This is a genomic window from Planctomicrobium limosum, from assembly GCF_051465645.1.
GTDB lineage: Bacteria > Planctomycetota > Planctomycetia > Planctomycetales > Planctomycetaceae > Planctomicrobium.
The window spans coordinates 394012-412610 of sequence record NZ_CP195790.1 but is presented as its reverse complement, the minus strand read 5'-3'; the positions used below and the strand labels follow the sequence as shown (position 1 = coordinate 412610).

The window sequence follows — 18599 nt, the reverse complement described above, 5'->3', positions numbered from 1 at the left end:
TTCACTCAGCACACTAACTTATGCAACGCGGCGGCGTGATGTTTCAAACTTGTAGACATCGGCGTCGGATTGCTGATTTTCTTTCACACCTTCGATGAATGCTTCAAAAACTTGCATATCGAGGGCACTGGCAGATTCGCTCTCTGGGTGGAATTGCACACCCAGACACCACCAGTTTTCAACGACGGATTCGTAGGCTTCAATGACGCCGTCCATCGCAGTTGCACTGGCACGGAAGACATATGCCAGTTGATCAACGGCCATATGGTGATCACTGTTAACGCGAATTTCGCCTGGGCCGTAGATGTTATCCATCTTGCTGCCAGGAACGATTTCGATCACGTGACGCAGGCAATTTTCCACAGGATCACGATGACAAAGTGACTTCAAAACGTCTTCGGCAATATGCTGGAACAAGGTCCCGCCGCAGATCACGTTCAAGGTTTGCATCCCGGAACCAATCGCCAGTGTCGGGACTTTCATATCAAACGCCAATCGGGCAAGACGGCGATCGAAGTCTTCGCGACGCTGTGGCATTGGGCGAGTGATTGGATGGCGATCGAAGCCCAGACCAGCAGGATCCAGATCCAACTTGCAACCAGTCAGCACCAGTCCGTCCACCATTTCCAGGACGCGCTGCAGATCCTCATCTGTCGCCAGAGGAGACAGCATCAGAGGAATGCCGCCGCAACCGGCAACTGAATCGTAGTAGCCAGTGTGCATCCAGGAAAACGCAAAGCTGTCTCCCTTAGCTGGACGGAAATCTGCGTTAATGGCGATGACGGGCTTAGAGTTCATTCATTCTTCCTTGTGTGAACTTATCCGTGATTCGAAATGCAACCCGAGGTCGAGTCAGGGTTACGTCATTTATGTGAAGCAGTCTGATGCAATCACACGCAGACGCTGGCACGAAGGAAAGTCACCACAGAAGAGAATGGATACGGGAGCGGTGCGTGAACGCGTCAGCAGGAAGAGATGATGTTGCTGACCGAAAACGCCGGGCAAGGTGGGAGACAAACCGGCGCGTGATTGGCGCTCCCACATGGATTCCATTCCTAAACTGCGTGGACTTGATTCCTTCAGTCCTGGCTTTTTGAGAACTCGACAAGAGTTCTCAAGCCTGACTGCCGAGCGTGCGTCGCATTCATGCTGGCACAACCGGCAGGTTTTGCAGAATTTACCCCAACGGAACCCAATTGTAAAGAATTTCAATGATTTTGTATGGGCAATAGCAAATTCACTCAAGTCGCACACCAGATGTGGTGTGTGCGGCTATTTTTTCGCCTGCCGACGACGGTACTGTTCGCGAAAACTCTCTTGCGGTGGAACCGGTAAATCGCGTTGACGGCCCCACGGATTCAAAGGGCTATAGATCACGAAACGTGGCAAATACCGCAGCGAAACCCGCCCAACCTTCCCGACCAACCTATACAGCCAGTCACGAGAAAGAACGACCCCGCCGACCTTCATCCCGATGCTCTTTACAGGGGACAAGAGCCCCTTATTGGCCACGCGCTGCCTGAACGTATAGAGCTGTTCATGCAGGTTGATCTTCACCGGGCAGACATCCGTGCAAGAACCGCACAACGAACACGCATACGGCAACGATTCATACTTCTCAATATCGTAAGACGGCCCCAGGATCGAACCGATAGGGCCAGGTACCGTCGCGCTGTAGCTGTGCCCGCCAGTGCGTCGATAGACAGGGCAGGTATTCATACAGGCCCCGCAACGAATGCAGTTCAACGACCGGCGGAAATCGGAGCTTCCAAGAATCTGGCTCCTTCCATTATCGACGAGAACAATATGCAATTCGGAATCGGGATCGCGCGGACCATGAAAGTGAGAGGTGTACGCCGTGATCGGTTGCCCGGTTGCCGATCGAGCGAGCAACCGTAGAAAGACGCTCAGGTCTTTTGCCCGCGGAATCAGCTTTTCGATTCCCATGCAGGCGATATGCAGCTTGGGAAGTGAGACTCCCAGATCCGCATTTCCTTCATTTGTGCAAACGACAAATCCACCGGTTTCTGCAATGGCAAAGTTCACACCGGTCAGACCAGCATCCGCAGCCAGGAAGCGCTGTCTCAACTCCTGTCGAGCTGCTTCGGCGAGATACTGAGGATCTGTCGCCCCCTTTTCTGTTCCAATCTTTTCATGGAACAGTTCCCCGATCTCTTCACGTTTGGTGTGAATCGCCGGCATGACGATATGACTCGGAGGTTCGTTGCGCAACTGCACAATCCACTCACCAAGATCGGTATCTACGACTTCAATCCCATGTGCCTCAAGATGAGGATTGAGATGGCACTCCTCAGTCAGCATCGACTTGCTCTTTACAAGCTTTTTCACCTGATGCTTCTGAAGAATTTCCAACACAATGCGGTTGTGTTCTGCCGCATCTTTTGCCCAGTGAACCTGAGCACCAAGCTTCTTCGCATTGGCTTCGAACTGCTCAAGCAGATCCGCCAGATGCGACATGGTGAACTGCTTGATCTTCGATGCAAGCTCTCGCAGTTCTTCCCACTCAGGCAGAGTAGCAGCGGCCTTATCCCGTTTTGCCCGAACAAACCAGAGCGACTGATCATGCCAGTGCGCGCGATCCAGATCCTTAACGAACTTGGCTGCCTTGACCGGATGGGAAGTTGCAGCACTCATATCGCACGTCGCCCAACAGAGATGATGAACAGAGACAGTCAGAAGCAAACACAACACAAATGATAAACAGACGTGGCATTTTGTCTTTGACTGACAGCCAAAGACAAAATGCCAGAGACCTGCTTATGGCCCAATCTGCAAAGTCGCGTCCAGATCAGTTCAATGACCGGTCAGCTGACTATGCAATTACTGTTGCACTCTTAATGTAATCGAGCTCTGGGTACCCTTTAACCAGGTAAGCATTCCCTTCGCTCTGAATACGACCTTGATCTGGTCCGCGGCCGCGCGGAGCCCCTTCGCCATAGCCGTCATACAGCGAATCAACGACTTCCATGCCTTCGACCACTTTGCCGAACGGTGGGAAGCCCTGATTGTCCAGGAACGAATTGTCGCCGAAGTTAATGAACACCTGAGATGTTCGTGTATTTGGACCAGCCATCGCGAAGGTGATGTGCCCACGCTGGTTGGATTCCTTCTTCGGGTCATCCTTGATTCGCTTTTCGCGCCATTGGGCAGACAGGTTTGGATCGCCTGGAATCCCAAACTGAACCATGAAGCCTTCAATCACACGGAAGAATCGGGCTTCGTTATAGACGCCTGCTTCAACTGCTGATTTGAACTGAGCTGCCCCAAGTGGAGCCCATTCAGGATAAACCTCAACGGTAAAATCCCCTTTAGAAGTTTCAAACTTCACTTTGTAAGCAGACAACGTGCGACTCCTCTCTCAGATAGAAGCAATACAAACAACTTAGACGATTACGATCAAAACAAAGCAGCCTTGAACACAAACTCAAGGCTGCTCATGATCGTTTGCATTTCACACAATTCGCGAAGGACAAGGTTCGCGAAACACCGAACTTACTCAATCACTGTTGCTTTAGTGATGTAATCGAGTTCCGGAAATCCTTTGATCAGGTATTCATTTCCTTGGGACTGGATACGTCCTTGATCTGGACCGCGTCCATTTGGGAACCCTTCGCCATAGCCTTTGTGGAGCGAGTCAACGACGTCCATACCTTCAACGACTTTCCCGAATGGAGGGAAGCCCTGATTGTCGAGGAATGAGTTATCTTTGAAGTTAATGAACACCTGGCTGGTTCGGGTGTTTGGGCCAGCCATTGCGAAGGTGATGTAACCTCGTTTGTTCGACTGATTTTTTGGATCGTCTTTAATCCGCTTTTCACGCCATTCAGCTGCAACAGCCGGATCACCAGGAATTCCGAACTGAACCATGAAGCCGTCCACAACGCGGAAGAATCGGGCATCATTATAAACGCCTGCCTCGACAGCCTTCTTGAACTGAGCGGCCCCGAGCGGTGCCCATTCAGGGTGAACTTCGATGATGAAATTCCCTTTGGAGGTCTCGAACTTCACCTTGTAAGGAGCAACGGTCTCAGCAGCGGCAGCGGCCGGAACTTCTGCGGTCTGCTTGTTGACCGGAATCACAGGTTCCTGCTGGTTCTTAATGTCGTTCACATCAGCAACACATGCAGATGCGGTACAGAGCAGGGCCAGGCACGCAAGATTCAGAATTTTCATGGACATGAGCCATCCAGTTCGAGTTGAACACCAAAGTTCAGATACGACACGTATGTGACAGACCGTAAACACGCAAGCACTCTGAGGTGAATGGTTTACACGAAACAGAAAGCACTGCAACCCGACGTATTCGGTGATTTGCAAATGCGATCTTCACGACCATATCACGATGCCTCAATGACAACAGAGCATTTTTGAATCAAATTCACTGCCGAACCGACAGATCCATTCTTCGCGCGGAATCCAGGTCCGCTTCGGCCCTGAGTGCAGGGACCACATGAATGGCTGGTTCAGTCTTATAAAGATCCCGACTTAGAAGATCCCGAGCTGATCACGGGCGTCTTCACTCATCCGTTCCGCTGACCATGGAGGGGACATAACGAGTCGAATTTCTGCCCCAGTGACTCCAGGGACCTGCTCCAGCGCATTCTTGGCCTGTTGCATGATCTGAGGTCCGGCCGGGCAGGCAGGGCTGGTCAAAGTCATATTCATTTTGACTTTCCCATCCTCTTCCTGATCCACGTCATAAACCAGTCCCAGATCAACGATATTGACCATCAACTCAGGATCAATCACCTGCTTCAATGCGTCCAACAGTTCCACTTCAGTCGCCACAAGTCACCTCTGCAATTAATCAGGACACTGTCGAATTGACACTGTTGATTGTAGATCAGCCGCAATGATTACGAAAGCACCCGCCAGAACTCGCCTGCAAAGAAAGTACCTTGCGTTCCCGAAGACTCAACCGGATACTTCAAGTAGGAAGATCAGTAAAGGTTCGCGGCGCGAATTGATACAGGGATGAATGACAAATGAAAACCGCTCCCCCGGCTTCAAAAGGTCCATCACCTGATGGAAAGCCGAGTCAGAAACGGTCGGAAAAGAGATCTGCATCCACGTTCTGGTACCTGCTGATCGGCGGCATCGTCGTCATCGTCGGGTGGACATGGTTCAGAGAGCAAAGCCTTGCGAAGCCAATCACTTTCGGCGAATTCGTCCGTAAAATTGAAACCGGCGAATTCAACAAATCCAATGTTCACGAGTTGGTCATTGGAAGGCAGTTCATCACCTTCCAGAATCTCCCCAAGGTCGACAAGACCAAATCCCCCGACGCTCTCGACGTCCTCCCGGGAATGTCGCTGAATGAAACACTTCCAGCTGGTGCAACACCCGTAGAAGAGAAGCAGACCAGCACTGAAATTGCCCAGAATTCGGACTCCAAACCTGATACCGCAACCGAATCTAAAGCCGTTTCAACTGCGGAAAACGAACGTCTGCAACGCTACCGCATCTCGATCGTCGGAATCGCCGATCAGAAGATCTCGAACTTGAGCGATACCCTTGACCAGAAGGGCATCGACTACACAGGCGCCACCCCTGACACCGAGTGGGGGACCGTTCTTTCCATCCTGTTGATGCTGTCCGTTTTGCTGGTCTTCATCCTGTTTTTACGAAAACTGGGAGGACCGGGGCAAGCAATGTCATTTGGTCGCAGCCGTGGGCGATTGTATGCCGACGACGACGTGCGCATCACCTTCGAAGACGTCGCTGGAATCGACGAAGCCGTTGAAGAACTCCGTGAAGTCGTTGAGTTCCTGAGAACACCCGGCAAGTATCAGGCACTCGGGGGACGCATCCCTCGCGGAGTGCTACTTGTGGGTCCTCCAGGAACAGGAAAAACATTGCTCGCCAAAGCCGTCGCAGGTGAAGCTGGCGTTCCGTTTTTCAGTCTTTCCGGATCCGACTTTGTTGAAATGTTCGTCGGTGTCGGCGCCGCTCGCGTTCGAGATATGTTCTCACAGGCCGGGCAGAAGTCTCCCAGTATCATCTTCATCGATGAGTTAGACGCTTTAGGCAAAGTGCGCGGAAGCGGAATGGCCGGTGGGCACGACGAGCGTGAGCAAACGTTGAATGCATTGCTGGTCGAAATGGATGGCTTTTCCTCTGACCAAAGCGTCATCGTCATGGGGGCGACAAACCGCCCTGAGACGCTCGACCCGGCATTGATGCGCCCGGGACGATTCGATCGCCACGTGCTGGTTGATCGCCCGGACTACAAAGGCCGTGCTGCGATCCTGAGCGTGCACACCAAGAAGATCAAGATGGACGACAATGTCGATCTCGGTCGCATCGCGCGTTTGACCCCGGGATTTGTCGGTGCCGATCTCGCCAATCTGGTAAACGAAGCAGCATTGCTCGCAGCGAGAGAAGACAAAACCGCGGTCACCATGCACGAATTCGAAGAGGCCGTCGAGCGCGTGGTTGCCGGACTCGAAAAAGCATCAAAAATCATTCTGGAAGACGAGAAACAGCGAGTCGCTTACCACGAGTGCGGCCATGCTTTAGTCGCGTCCAGTTTGCCACAGACCGACCCGGTTCACAAAATTTCCATCATCCCCCGAGGCTTTGGTGCCTTGGGATACATGCTGCAACGCCCGGAAGATGACAGACATCTGGTCACTCAGACCGAAATTGAGAACCGGATTTGCGTCATGCTGGGAGGAATTGCCGCTGAAGATGTCATCTTTGAAGAGACATCGACAGGTGCACAAAATGACCTCGAAAGGGCAACCGATCTCGCTCGCCGAATGGTCATGGAATTCGGAATGAGCCCCAAACTGGGCCGTGTGAATTACCGCGAATCCAAGAGCTCTCCGTTTCTGAATGGAGCCTCAACCGGAATCGTGGAGTCGATGCACAGTGAACACACCCTCCGTGAAATCGACCTCGAAATTCGACGCATCATTGACGAATGCATGGAAGTCTCCCGAGAGATTCTGCGCACCCGACGGCCGGTTCTTGAACAGATGACGACAGAACTGATCGAACGGGAAGTGATGAACGCCGAGCAGTTGAAATTGATTCTCGAAGCCCACAAAACAGGCCCTCAGCTGAAGCCGGGAACATCGGCTGCACGCCCGAATCATATTCAGGACGATTCGACGCAGCAGAACCCCGCCAGTCGCCAGAACCCAATGCAACTAGAGGGTTAACGACTGTTGCGAATTCAATAAGCCGATCGGGCAGGGTCTCAACTCACGGGACGCTGCCCGATCTCTTTTGTTCCGCAGCACACAGGGACGTCGAGCCAGGAACGAGGAATCGCTTTGAAGCCGTATTTCCGAGGCCCAGTCTCTGGCGCAACCTATTTTGCATTATTATGTTGGGGCACGACAGGATTCCATCAAAGCCTGAACGACAGGCTGTTCTCGCCTGACACGGAATGACTTGTGATTGAACTGCCTTGTTCTTCGCAATTCGCGTTGACGGTTTTTCTGATCACGGGGTACACTCCGCCAACGCTCGTCCCGGGGTTTGCGCACGACGTCAAAACCTCGAATTTGAATCATACTCACCACCTGTGCAGGATGCCGATTGGTGAACTCCGCCGCCCAACATCTCATTCCGTTTTCTCACTTTGAGCGTCTTCGGGCGGGTCGTGAGATTTTGCGTCAAGAGTCCGACGCTCTGCTGAATTTATCGAAGCAGCTCGACACTTCGTTCTGCAATGCTGTTGAGACCCTCTTGAATTGCACCGGCAGCGTGATTGTCTGCGGGATGGGCAAAGCTGGGCTGATCGGAAAGAAGATTGCGGCAACGCTCTCATCGACCGGGACTCGTGCTCATTTTCTTCACCCGGCAGAAGCGGTTCACGGCGATCTGGGTGCATTGCATTCATCCGATGTTTTTCTGGCTCTTTCCAACAGCGGCGAAACTGAAGAACTGCTTCAGATTCTGCCTGCGATCAAAGAGTTCCACATTCCGATCATCTCGATCACTGCAACACGGCAGAACTCGCTCGCCAGCCACTCCAACGTCGTCATTGAAATCGGTCGGCTCAAAGAAGCCTGCCCCTGGGGACTTGCACCAAGCACCAGCACTACGGCCATGCTTGCCGTTGGAGACGCTCTGGCACTTGTCGCCGCAGAAGCCCGAGGCTTCAGCCCTCGCGAATTCGCACGCTTTCACCCGGGCGGCAGTCTTGGACTGAAGCTGAAACCGGTCGTTGACCTGATGCGTCAGCGGGAAGAGATCCGTATCGCTTCGTGCCATACAACTGTCCGTGAAGTCATGACCACAACAGCCAGACCGGGACGTCGAACCGGCGCTGTCCTGCTGATCAACGACGACGAAACATTGGCAGGAATTTTCACAGACAGCGATCTCGCACGACTTCTGGAATCGCGACGCGATAGCCGACTGGATGAAAAGATCTCCGAGGTCATGACGGTGAATCCAATGACCATTCGTGCTGACGCAGTACTCGGCGATGTCATTGATCTCTTCGCCCAGCGCCGTATCAGTGAAGTGCCTGTTATCGACAGTGAACATAAACCGATTGGGCTGATCGACATCACAGATGTCATTGGCTGGCTCCCAAAGGAATCGGGGGAGTGAACAACGATTTCCGGACAGCCGATCATGCGCAATTCCCGTTGAGTTCCACTGAGTCAGTGACGAATCTCCGGGGATCGGATCGACGTGTGCCGCAAATTCTCTCCGTTCACTCAAGTGCGGACTCAGAAATCGGAGATTCACAATGAATCGATTTCTGGTCGCCTTCGTCACAATGATCACGCTGCTGGTGGCATCCCGCATTTACTCGGCGGTGATGACTCCGATGATCGCCATCGCAACGTCACAAGAAACGGACTTCAAGGCCGAAGAAACTGCGATTCGCCCGCCGGCAATGTTTGATCAGCAGGCGATGGAACACTTTCCAGAGGTCCCGTGGACCCATCAGGCTGAACACGCCTGGCAAATTGCGGAAGCTGTCACGCTTTATTTCCGAGAACATCATCGTGTCGCAGGCAGCGGCAACACATTGCAGATTTCTCCAATCGCCGTTCTCTGGAACGACCCAAAGCGACCGGGAAGCCCTCCGTATCGATTGGTTGCCGAGCGAGCGCAGATCAAATTTCAGAACTCGTTTTTCGACTCTGCCATTTCTCTGACTGACGCCCAGCCTGGCCGTATCGTCTGGGGATCACTTGAAGGGAACGTCAGTATTGATGGCCCTGACGGATTGAAGATTCAGGGGCTCAACTTCAAGTTCGATGAAGAAGCACTGCAGCTCTACAGCGACTTTCCCATCAAATTCCAATTCGGTCCCACTCCGCAGGATCAGCGAAAGATCTCCGGAAGTGCGAACCAGTTGCAGCTGACATTTCTTCCTGCATCGGAATCGGTGCTGGGAAAAGACATGCCACGCATTGCCGGGCTGTCCCAGATTCTTCTCCGCCGAAACGTTGTCCTCGACACGACGTTTGCACAAAAAGGAGAAGGGCATCACCTCCGGCTCACAAGCGACGGCTCTTTGCTGTACGACGTGATCAAACGGGAATGCACGATCGACGATCAGATTCAAGTTGTGCATGCGACCAACAAACTTGGATCCATCTTTAAAGACACCATCGCCTGTGAATGGCTGCGATTGCTGTTTGATCAACAGGATCCCAAAGCTGCCGAAAACACTTCTCTGCAGAAATCATTCGATGGTCTCATTCTGAATTCAATTCAGGCTCAGGGATCGCTTGCCGGAAAAGGGACACGGCTGAAACTGACGTCTGACGATCATGAGATGACCGCTGTCATGCAGGACTTGAACTACAACGCCGTTCATCGTCGAGCCGTTCTCGTGGATCAGGAACGCGTCATCGTTCAACGAGGACAGACAACCTTCGAGTGCCCACAAATTGGAATTCAGCACTCCGTCGACAAATCTCTCGAATACCTGGAGTGCCGCGGGCCGGGGCAGATGGAAGTCTATGAAGAGCGTTTCGGCGACAATCCGCTGCTTGCTCGCTGGGCTTCCAAGGTCACCGTTCAACCTGACCCGGAATCGAAATTCCACATCGTTCACGTTGAAGAGAGTGCTCAGTTCAGCGTGCCTGATCAGTTCGGGCTCGGATGCGATTCTCTGCAACTTTGGGTCGACATTAATCGCCTGCAATCGCAGAACAATCGCCCGGAATCCAGCGGAAACGCACTGGCAAAACCATTGCCGGTAAAGCGAGTCCGTGCCGAAGGACGAGTTCGTGTTGAATCTGCATTGCTAAAAGTCGCCAGAGCCAATCTCATCGATGCCGTGATCAATCCCGGCCTGATCGAAGAGAAAGGACCAGCAAGCTCATCCTCTGGCCCAGAATCACCGGACTCCAAAGACAAACAAAAGTCTCAATCCCCCTGGATCGTTGAAGCGGATCAGATTTCTCTGGACCTGATCCACGACTCCGGAAAAGCAGCCATTGATTTCCGTCAGATTATCGGGCAGGGTCAAGTTCAGGTTCAACACCAACCAGACCAGCCAATGAATGTCGGAAGTCAAAAGCTGGAAGGTCCGATCAAGCTTTCTGGCAGCAATTTCACAGCAGAGAACCAAGGGGGCGTGCATCAGATTCTGACCCTTCGCGGACAGATCGATCCACAAGGTCAGATTCAGAAACGTGCCAGCGTTTCATTGGGCTCTGCGAATGTCTGGGGAGGACAGATCACACTCACCCGACACGAGAACCGAATTGATATCCCCGGTTCCGGCGGGATGAGTCTTCCGATTCCTCAAAGTGCCGCATCCGGACTCAGCCCCTCCAAGCCAAATTCCGCTCCACACATCCTGGACATCATCTGGGGAGAAGGGATGAAATTTGACGGTTCGGCGATTCGCTTCTGGGGAAAGATCACGGCGTCACTTCCCGGGGAGCAGGAAAGTATCTCGCGTTTGCTCTGCGAAGAACTGACGGCAACACTCAATCAGAAGGTCTCGTTTGTCGAACCACAACAACGAGACGGAAGCATCGGAATCGAAAATCTGGTTGGTCGACACAACGTCGTTCTCGAAGCATTCGAATATCAGCAGACCAAGCTGTCAGCAGTTCATCGAGCAGAGGTCGCAACCTTCGATTTGAATCAGATGACTGGCGACTTTAAAGGGAGCGGCCCCGGCGAATTCCATTCCTGGACCGCTGGAGATCAGGTTCGATTTTCCCCAAGTGAATCTCCACAAGCCAACCAGCCAGCCAAGGCCAGCAAGGCGAACTGGCGGTATGCCGGCGTGAAGTTTGCCGGGAAAATTGAAGGAAATGTCGGTCGCAATGAAGCAGTCCTCAGCGATCGGGTCGAAGTGATTACGGCCCCGGTTCCCAAGCCAATGGTCAAGTTCCAGCGAAATCAGCTTTCAGAGAAGTCACCGGAAGCCGAGAATGCAGTCTGGATGAAGTGCCAACAGTTACGGATCGTGCGTAAGTTGATCGGAGAATCCAAGACCGGAATGGTCGAAGCCTTTGCGACAGGCAATGCCGAACTCGAAGGCCATGTCTTCCACGCGTATGCAGACGAGCTCACTTACGATGAGCGACGCGGAATGTTTGTGATGCGAGGACTCGGTCGAGACGCAACGCTCTACCATCAACGTCAGATTGGTGAGCCGTCGCGCAACTCGTCCGCTCAGGTGATCAACTTCAATCCGTCCAAATGGGATATCTCATTCGGCGGGCTGACCGGCGTGAACGGAAGCTACTAGACCGAATCGGTCTATCGTGTGGCCGCGCAGCAGCCTTCTCAATTGAAGAAAAGCTGAATTCCGCGTGCCAGTCACGCCACAGCATTTCGAGAACCGCTCTAAGAACCCCAATCTGTGGCGAAGAACTATTTCTTCCCGGCAGCTCGCTGCTTAGCAAAGAACCGCTGCAGAATCTCCCGGCACTCGGCCTGTAAAACACCTCCGAATGTCACAGCGCGGTGGTTCAGTCGAGCGTCTGATGTGATCTGAAACAGAGTGTGACACGCTCCTCCCTTGGGGTCTGTTGTTCCATAAATCACTCTCGGAATACGGGATTGAACAATCGCTCCGGCACACATCGGACAAGGTTCAAGCGTGACATAGAGCGTGCAATCCAAAAGCCGCCACGACTGCAACGCCGTCGCCGCCTGCGTGATCGCGAGCATCTCAGCATGCGCGGTCGGGTCGTTCAGCGTTTCCCGTTGGTTGAAACCGGCTCCGATAATCCGCTCTTCAAAAACCACAACTGCCCCGACCGGAACTTCATCCATCTCGAAGGCCTGCTGGGCCTGATCCAGCGCCTGCCGCATCCAGTATTCGTGTTGTGCAAAATCAAGTGGATTCATCAAAACAGCATCGTCCCGTTAGAGCCTCCCGCGCAGTTCGCATCAACCAGTACCGCTTTCAAACTGCGATTGCCATGTCTTCCACATCACCAATTCGCAGCAACATGCAGCTAGCTCGACGCGACGCTAAGGAATGATCAGAATATAAAGGGTCGGCATTTCAGAAGCCACGTTATCCCCCGAAACTCAAGAAGTATCGCAACAGATGATCTGGAATCGCGTGATCGGTCACAAAGCTCAGGTCGAAATGTTTCGCCGAGCCATTGAACGTGGTCGGCTCGCACATGGGTTTCTGTTTGTTGGGCCCAAAGGAATCGGCAAACGTCTGGTTGCCAGAACGTTGGCTCAATGCCTGTTTTGCGAACGCTGCCCGGATGAGGCTCTTGATGCGTGCGGAGACTGCCCGAGTTGCCGTCAGATTCAGGCAGGCACACATCCCGATCTGCTGACAATCGGGCTCCCGGAAGGAAAGAAGATTCTTCCGATCGGAATGCTGATTGGAGATGACAACAATCGTGGAAAAGCAGGGCTGTGCTACGAACTGGCCCATGCTCCGATGACCGCCGAACGGCGTATCGCCATCATCGACGACGCTGACGCAATGAATGAAGACGCGGCCAATGCGCTGCTGAAGACACTGGAAGAACCTCCTCCGGGGGCAATTCTGATTCTTCTAACTCCTGACAGCGAAGCCGTCCTCCCAACTATTCGTTCCCGTTGCCAGCCCATGCTGTTCTCTCCACTGAGCAGGGATCAGATGATTCAGTTGTTAACGGCAGAAGGAAAGTCGGCGCAGGAAGTCGAGACCGTTGTCGACATGGCCGAAGGAAGTCTGGACCTTGCCAAACGCTTGCTGGAACCAGAATTGATGGGGCTTTGGAAGGCCGTCGATCAACAGATGCAATCGGTGACGAAAGACAGCCTGTCAGCGATCAAGCAGATTCAGACGGCACTTGAAGAATTTGGTAACGACACCAGCGTTCAGCGCGAATGCATGCACTGGGTTGTTCGATTCACCATTGAATCACTCCGAAAGCGTCTGGCAACGACCACGCAACTCAGAGAACTTGACCGCCTGGGGGATCAGCTCGATCGCTGCTTTCTGGCCGAACAACATCTTCGCCAGACAATGCCGATTCCACTCTGTCTTGAAGCACTGTTCATGGAAGTTGGACGTCAGGGTCGCGAACCATAGCCCCATCCAAAACAGCAGTCCCCAAAAGAAGATGGTTCAAAAAAAAATGGCCCCTGTTGATCAGGGGCCATTGCGACGATTGAATTCGCTTACGCAAATCACATCGAAGGATTTTCGGCTGGCTTGTCAGCTGGCTTATCTTCCACCTTCGCTTCGATCTTTTCTGGCTTCTCAGGGATAGGAGGGCGAGCAGGTTTCTCGCCGTCTTTCACTTCGTCTGAAGCTGGGGCAGGACTCTCCACCTTTGGCTTTTCAGGAGCTTTCATTTCCCCAGCAGGCTTGGAATCGGCTTTGTCCGCAGGTTTATCAGCAGCATCTTTCGCTGGCTTCTCCTCCGGCATCTTGGCAGGCATCTTCTCTGGTGCCTTTTCTGCAGGTGGAGCCCCTTCCGGCGCCTTCATTGCTTCAGGCTTTTTGTCATCTGCTTTTTTCTCTTCTGGCTTGCCAGCTTCAGGCATCTTTCCATCAGGCTTCTTCTGCTCTGGTGGCATCGCCTCCGCAGGCGCATCCTTCTTCGCCAGTTCTTTATCCGGATCAAGACCAGCCATGCGGAACCATTCGCGAATCAGCAGAGCATCACGCCGCTGAGAAAGTCCCGGAGGAGCCCCGTTCAGAAGACGAGCCGCAGCCGCATACTGCTTTTCAGCGACCAGACATTCAGCACTCCACTCGATCCCACTTCGCACCAGACCTGTACTCGTTGCCTGAGTGCTGAAGAAGCGATAGAGCGTGTTGAATGCGGGGTGGAACTTGCGAGTTTCAAATTGAGCAACACCTGTCCACAGCGCCGCATACTCTGCTGCAAGGTTATTCGCTGGAGACGGAGCCATTTTCGCGGCGGAGCGAATTGGCAGATAGTCTTTCATTGCAGCAGTCTGATTCCCTGACAATTGTTCGACACGCACAAAATGCAGCGAACGATCAACAGGAACCATCTTGTAGTTGCCTTCCTTGTCGGTCGGAATAGGAACGTACGGCCCCTGGAACACTTGAAGCAGTACCTTCAGTGTGCTTCCTTCTGCCCCTTCTCCACGTGTCGCCTCAAATGCAATCAACTGATCTTCAGAGAAGTTCCAGATTGAAACATTCTCAGCCGACCAGCTTCCTTTTGAACCGGCATCGATGACGCGCTGACGCAGACCTGGAGAACGAAGCTCGCTTTCCACCAGACCGTCGTAGAGTTCAACAGTAAACTTGGACGGTAACAGGAACTGCAACCGCGCCATGCGAGGCGCCCAACTGCAGCTTGTCCCAATCACCCCGATCTTGACCTGTTTCAGGTGCTCGGACTTCAAAGGGTACGGGTTCTCTGGCAAATCCAATTGACGAAATGGCTCGTCTGATTCCAAAACCTGAGCAAGTGTCGCGGCGGGAAGTTTTGGTTTCTCATCCCCGACTTTCAGCGGAGGAATTGGCATCCCCAGTCGAGGGTCGAACAGCAACACCCCATCGGTTGGATCAATCACCCCGATCAGCCATTCCTTCTCGACCCCTTCGCCTTGAGGCCTGATGATGACGACATCAGTCCGCATCTGACGAAGAAGCTCACAGAACGTCCATGCGCGATGTTCAGGAGATCCCATTCCCAGCACAAGAGCTTCGTACGGGGTCAGCGGAAGATCTTTCAGGATCTCCTCAGGGACGAGCATCTGATTGCGACAGACAAACTGAAACAGCGTCGAATACCGATCCAAATTATTCGCTTTGGCTTCGGTGAGGTGCGTCACAACATCACGAAACAGGAGAGCATTCCGAATATGCGAGGCGTCTTCCGGAAGGAACGTTTCGCTCAGGGTTCGAGTCAGTGATTCCCCGGTCAACAATGACTTGGCGGCTTCAATCTCAGCCCCCGCCTTGGGAGAATCGGCGGACGGTCTGCAGTCCGCCTGCCATGAATTCAAGCGATTGACAAGCGTCACCCGGTCAGAGGAAATTCCCAGCCGGCCAGGCGATAAGCCTTCCAGCAGGCTCGCAAGTTCATCTTCGCACTTGCGGCTGACGCTGTTCTCAGACTCAGAGTTTGCCTGACGGTCCTTCTTCTCCACTTTGGATTGCGGCACCAGCAGCACAAAGAGGGCAGCAATTCCCCCCAGCAGGGCCAGACTTCCCAATACTCGGACTGCCAACCCACCACGACGGAGTGACTGATTTTTCGGCATCAGATTGCACCTGCAATAAAACAATTCTGGGCAACAACGTGGTCAATAAAACTGTCGATCCATCCGTGCTCAGAAGCAGCACTTTTGAACAGAGAATACGCTGCCTGCCACACTTACGGCATGAATTCTAAATGAAATCTCAAATGAAAATAGCGATTCCCCGGACAAGGATGTCAGTTCTTTCCCAATCACATCGTTAAGAACACGATTGTGAAGTCACCTGAGCCTTCCCGGTCTCGTTGTCCACTTTGATTATAGAGACTCGAATCACCCATTTCTTCTGTCCAGTTGCAGGGCGGGATCAGATTTTGGAAGAGACCGATTTCAGAAGAACTTGTCCTGCCGTCTCTGGAAGCGCCGCCAAATCGACTGGCGACGCGCTGACGAAAATCGGGAACGAAATTGGCAAGCAATCCCGGGCGGATTGAACTATTATGTCCCGCTTTGAAGCCTTCTAAAAGCGGGCGATCTCGGCCTTAAAGTCACACATGGTCCCCAGCAAAACCCTGTTGGAAGTCCAAATCGAGATGTGCCTTTCAAAGTGGAATCCAGTAACGCGGATGCAGGAAAGTCGAAAATGAAGATTGGTGTCTTTGGCGGAACATTTGACCCCATCCACATCGCCCATCTGTTACTCGCCGAAACAGCCCGAGCAGCCCAGCAACTGGACGAGGTCTGGTTCATTCCAGCATTTTCTCCGCCTCAGAAGCAGGGAAAACAGATCAGCAGCCCGCGAGACCGTCTGGAAATGGTCAAACTGGCAATCGCCGGGCATGTGAACTTTCGCGTCAGCAAAATCGAAATTGAACGCAAAGGAACCAGCTTCACGGTCGAAACGCTGCGTCAAATTGCAGCTGCACACCCGGAAGACGAGTTGTTCCTCATCATCGGGGGCGATTCCTTGTCAGACTTTTTAACCTGGCGCGACCCTGTAGAAATTCTTGATCTGGCCACGATCATTGCAGTGAATCGGGGACGATCCGAACTCAGCATCGAACCGATTATTACCGAACTGGGCGAGAAGTACCGCAGTCGGTTCCACCTTTGTCAGATGCCGCCGACCGACATTTCAAGCAGCGAGATACGAGAACGTGTCGCTGAAGGAAAAACGATTCGCTACCAGACACCACGATCAGTCGAGATGTACATCGGCACCCACAAGCTGTATCAGCCAGAAGCGTAGTCTCATTGCTGTCAGCTGACTTAAAGAAAAAGCGGACTCCCAAATCAGGGAAGTCCGCTTTCTTTTTCAGATCGTCAATCACAATCGCTCGTTGACTACGGAGCGGCCTGTTCGCGAACAGTGATCTCACGGAACAACACGTCTGTGGTTGGATCGTGTCCCTGAAGGCTGAAGTGCCCGCCATCGACTCGCAAACCTTTTCGTGGGTTCTCGTCAGCCGCACGGGTGTCTTCCCAGTTCACAACTTCAAAGCCGTCAACCCAAACGGCTGCTCGCGGGCCGGATGTCACCAGAGTAATGGTGCACCACTCAAGGTCATTACTGACAACGCGACGTGCTTCGATCCGACGAAAAATTGCACCTGTTCCGGCGTTTGCTGCTTTGTTGCGATCGCCATTCTTGTAACCATTGTGTACCTGAACTTCATACCCGTTTGAAGGTGCTGCTTCGGTCCCCGGCAACGCTCGGAAAAAGAAACCGCTGTTCAAGTCTTTCGCCTGAGTCTTCACCTGAGTCTGAAAAACAAAGTCTTTATAGGCTTCTGCAGTCTCCAGAAACCCTGCGCCGTTGACTGCATGAATCGCCTTGTCGGCAACAGTGAACTCACTCTTTGAGCCGGGCACGACACGCCACCCGGTCAGGTCGGTCCCGTTGAAAAGTGAGGTCTGATTCAATGGCTTCAGATTGACTTTGCGGAACTCGATTTTGCCGGAATTCTTCTGCAAACCAACGTAACCACTCAGACGTAGAGCAGGGGTCTCGTCGGTGTATTCCAGTACGCTTTTTCCGTTGTAGAACACTTGAACAGACTTCCCATTGGCAATCATCCGCAGGGTGTTCCAATCGCCAGCCGAGCCTTTGATTTCTTCGGTTGCCTTGGCACGTTCCACCAGACTTGCGGTGAGATAGCCGTCCTTTTGAGAGTCGGCGATGTTCACTTCATAGAAGTCCTCGGTGATCGACTTCGGGTCCGCGTTGCATCGCAGAAAGACACCACTGTTAGTTCCTTCAGCAGCACGGAACTCGCAGATCAGTTCAAAATCACCGAACGGGACAGAGGAAAGCAGGACGCCATTTGAACCGGAATCGGCAGTGATGGCGCCGTCTTTCACGCTCCAGTTGATATCTTCTTTGGTGCTCTTCCAACCAAACAGAGATTCACCATCAAACAGAGAAATCCAGCCAGAGGCGGCTTCTTCCGCAGTCAGCAACTTCCGTGCGAGCACTGGATTTGCTGGTGATTGATCCACCGTTGCAACAATCGCAGCCTCAGCCCCTGATGCAGGTGCGGATGCTAGTGTCGTCGTCGTTGTCTTTGCTGGAGCTGAACTTGGCCCCGGTTCGGATTTCTCTGCTGGCTTATCACATGCCGACAGGCCCAGGACAACAGCAAGCGAGAAAGCAGTCTTCAATCGCACGGTAGACTCCCAGCTGGATTCAACATCGGAACAGCCGAATCATGATAATGAGAGCAACAATTGTCGACGACATCTCACAGCACAAATTCAGCGAAATGTCCTGATCTGCGTGAATTGGACTCCACGAGCAAACTGCCTCAAAGAAGCTGAACGTCAGACAGTCACTGTTCGTAAGCTGCAAATAAAAAAAGACCTGACTCGGATTCCGAGTCAGGTCTATGAATTTCGAATTTTCGCTCTCACGTTTTCATCAACCATGCCAGCAAGACTGACTCAGATGATTGTGCCAACTTCCTGCGAATGAATCGCAGCAAAGATCAACACGG

The 18599-nt window shown here is 52.8% G+C and carries 13 protein-coding genes; 5 read left to right on the top strand and 8 right to left on the bottom strand.

What is annotated here, in order from left to right; genetic code table 11:
• Positions 1-18: 18 nt before the first annotated feature.
• The 5 genes from SH527x_RS01585 to SH527x_RS01565 all read right to left on the bottom strand — a co-directional run bounded on the left by SH527x_RS01585 (position 19) and on the right by SH527x_RS01565 (position 4809).
• Positions 19-798 (bottom strand): gamma-glutamyl-gamma-aminobutyrate hydrolase family protein, encoded by a 780-nt coding sequence (locus tag SH527x_RS01585; protein ID WP_437192903.1) that lies wholly within the window; start codon positions 796-798, stop codon positions 19-21.
• Between the two features lie 474 nt (positions 799-1272).
• Complete coding sequence (locus tag SH527x_RS01580; protein ID WP_437192902.1) at positions 1273-2655, bottom strand: LutB/LldF family L-lactate oxidation iron-sulfur protein; 1383 nt, start codon at positions 2653-2655, stop codon at positions 1273-1275.
• A gap of 178 nt (positions 2656-2833) precedes the next feature.
• Positions 2834-3364 carry a peptidylprolyl isomerase gene (locus SH527x_RS01575; RefSeq protein ID WP_437192901.1) on the bottom strand — a complete coding sequence of 177 codons (531 nt, stop codon included), beginning with the start codon at positions 3362-3364 and terminating at the stop codon, positions 2834-2836.
• A 149-nt stretch (positions 3365-3513) separates the two neighbouring features.
• Positions 3514-4200, bottom strand: coding sequence for a peptidylprolyl isomerase (locus SH527x_RS01570; protein WP_437192900.1), 687 nt, complete (start codon positions 4198-4200; stop codon positions 3514-3516).
• 306 nt (positions 4201-4506) lie between these two features.
• Entirely contained in the window at positions 4507-4809 is a 303-nt protein-coding gene (locus tag SH527x_RS01565) for a metal-sulfur cluster assembly factor (protein WP_437192899.1), read from the bottom strand.
• Positions 4810-5006: 197 nt separating this feature from the next.
• On the opposite strand from SH527x_RS01565, the gene ftsH reads away from it, so the two are divergent.
• The 3 genes from ftsH (at position 5007) to SH527x_RS01550 (ending at position 11713) form a co-directional block, all read left to right on the top strand.
• Positions 5007-7187 (top strand): ATP-dependent zinc metalloprotease FtsH, encoded by a 2181-nt coding sequence (ftsH, locus tag SH527x_RS01560; RefSeq protein WP_437192898.1) that lies wholly within the window; start codon positions 5007-5009, stop codon positions 7185-7187.
• A gap of 385 nt (positions 7188-7572) precedes the next feature.
• Positions 7573-8592 (top strand): KpsF/GutQ family sugar-phosphate isomerase, encoded by a 1020-nt coding sequence (locus tag SH527x_RS01555; RefSeq protein ID WP_437192897.1) that lies wholly within the window; start codon positions 7573-7575, stop codon positions 8590-8592.
• Positions 8593-8734: 142 nt separating this feature from the next.
• Positions 8735-11713 carry a hypothetical protein gene (locus SH527x_RS01550; protein WP_437192896.1) on the top strand — a complete coding sequence of 993 codons (2979 nt, stop codon included), beginning with the start codon at positions 8735-8737 and terminating at the stop codon, positions 11711-11713.
• A gap of 125 nt (positions 11714-11838) precedes the next feature.
• Here SH527x_RS01550 and tadA read toward each other — a convergent pair whose 3' ends face one another.
• Entirely contained in the window at positions 11839-12318 is a 480-nt protein-coding gene (tadA, locus tag SH527x_RS01545) for a tRNA adenosine(34) deaminase TadA (RefSeq protein WP_437192895.1), read from the bottom strand.
• 205 nt (positions 12319-12523) lie between these two features.
• On the opposite strand from tadA, the gene holB reads away from it, so the two are divergent.
• Positions 12524-13513: a DNA polymerase III subunit delta' gene (holB, locus tag SH527x_RS01540; protein ID WP_437192894.1), complete on the top strand. Its 990-nt coding sequence runs from the start codon at positions 12524-12526 to the stop codon at positions 13511-13513.
• Positions 13514-13611: 98 nt separating this feature from the next.
• On the opposite strand, the gene SH527x_RS01535 is transcribed toward holB, so the two are convergent.
• On the bottom strand, positions 13612-15672 hold the full coding sequence (locus SH527x_RS01535; protein ID WP_437192893.1) for a hypothetical protein: 2061 nt from the start codon (positions 15670-15672) through the stop codon (positions 13612-13614).
• A 577-nt stretch (positions 15673-16249) separates the two neighbouring features.
• On the opposite strand from SH527x_RS01535, the gene nadD reads away from it, so the two are divergent.
• Positions 16250-16855 carry a nicotinate-nucleotide adenylyltransferase gene (gene nadD / locus SH527x_RS01530; protein WP_437192892.1) on the top strand — a complete coding sequence of 202 codons (606 nt, stop codon included), beginning with the start codon at positions 16250-16252 and terminating at the stop codon, positions 16853-16855.
• Between the two features lie 95 nt (positions 16856-16950).
• On the opposite strand, the gene SH527x_RS01525 is transcribed toward nadD, so the two are convergent.
• Positions 16951-18273 (bottom strand): 3-keto-disaccharide hydrolase, encoded by a 1323-nt coding sequence (locus SH527x_RS01525; protein ID WP_437192891.1) that lies wholly within the window; start codon positions 18271-18273, stop codon positions 16951-16953.
• Positions 18274-18599 lie beyond the last annotated feature (326 nt).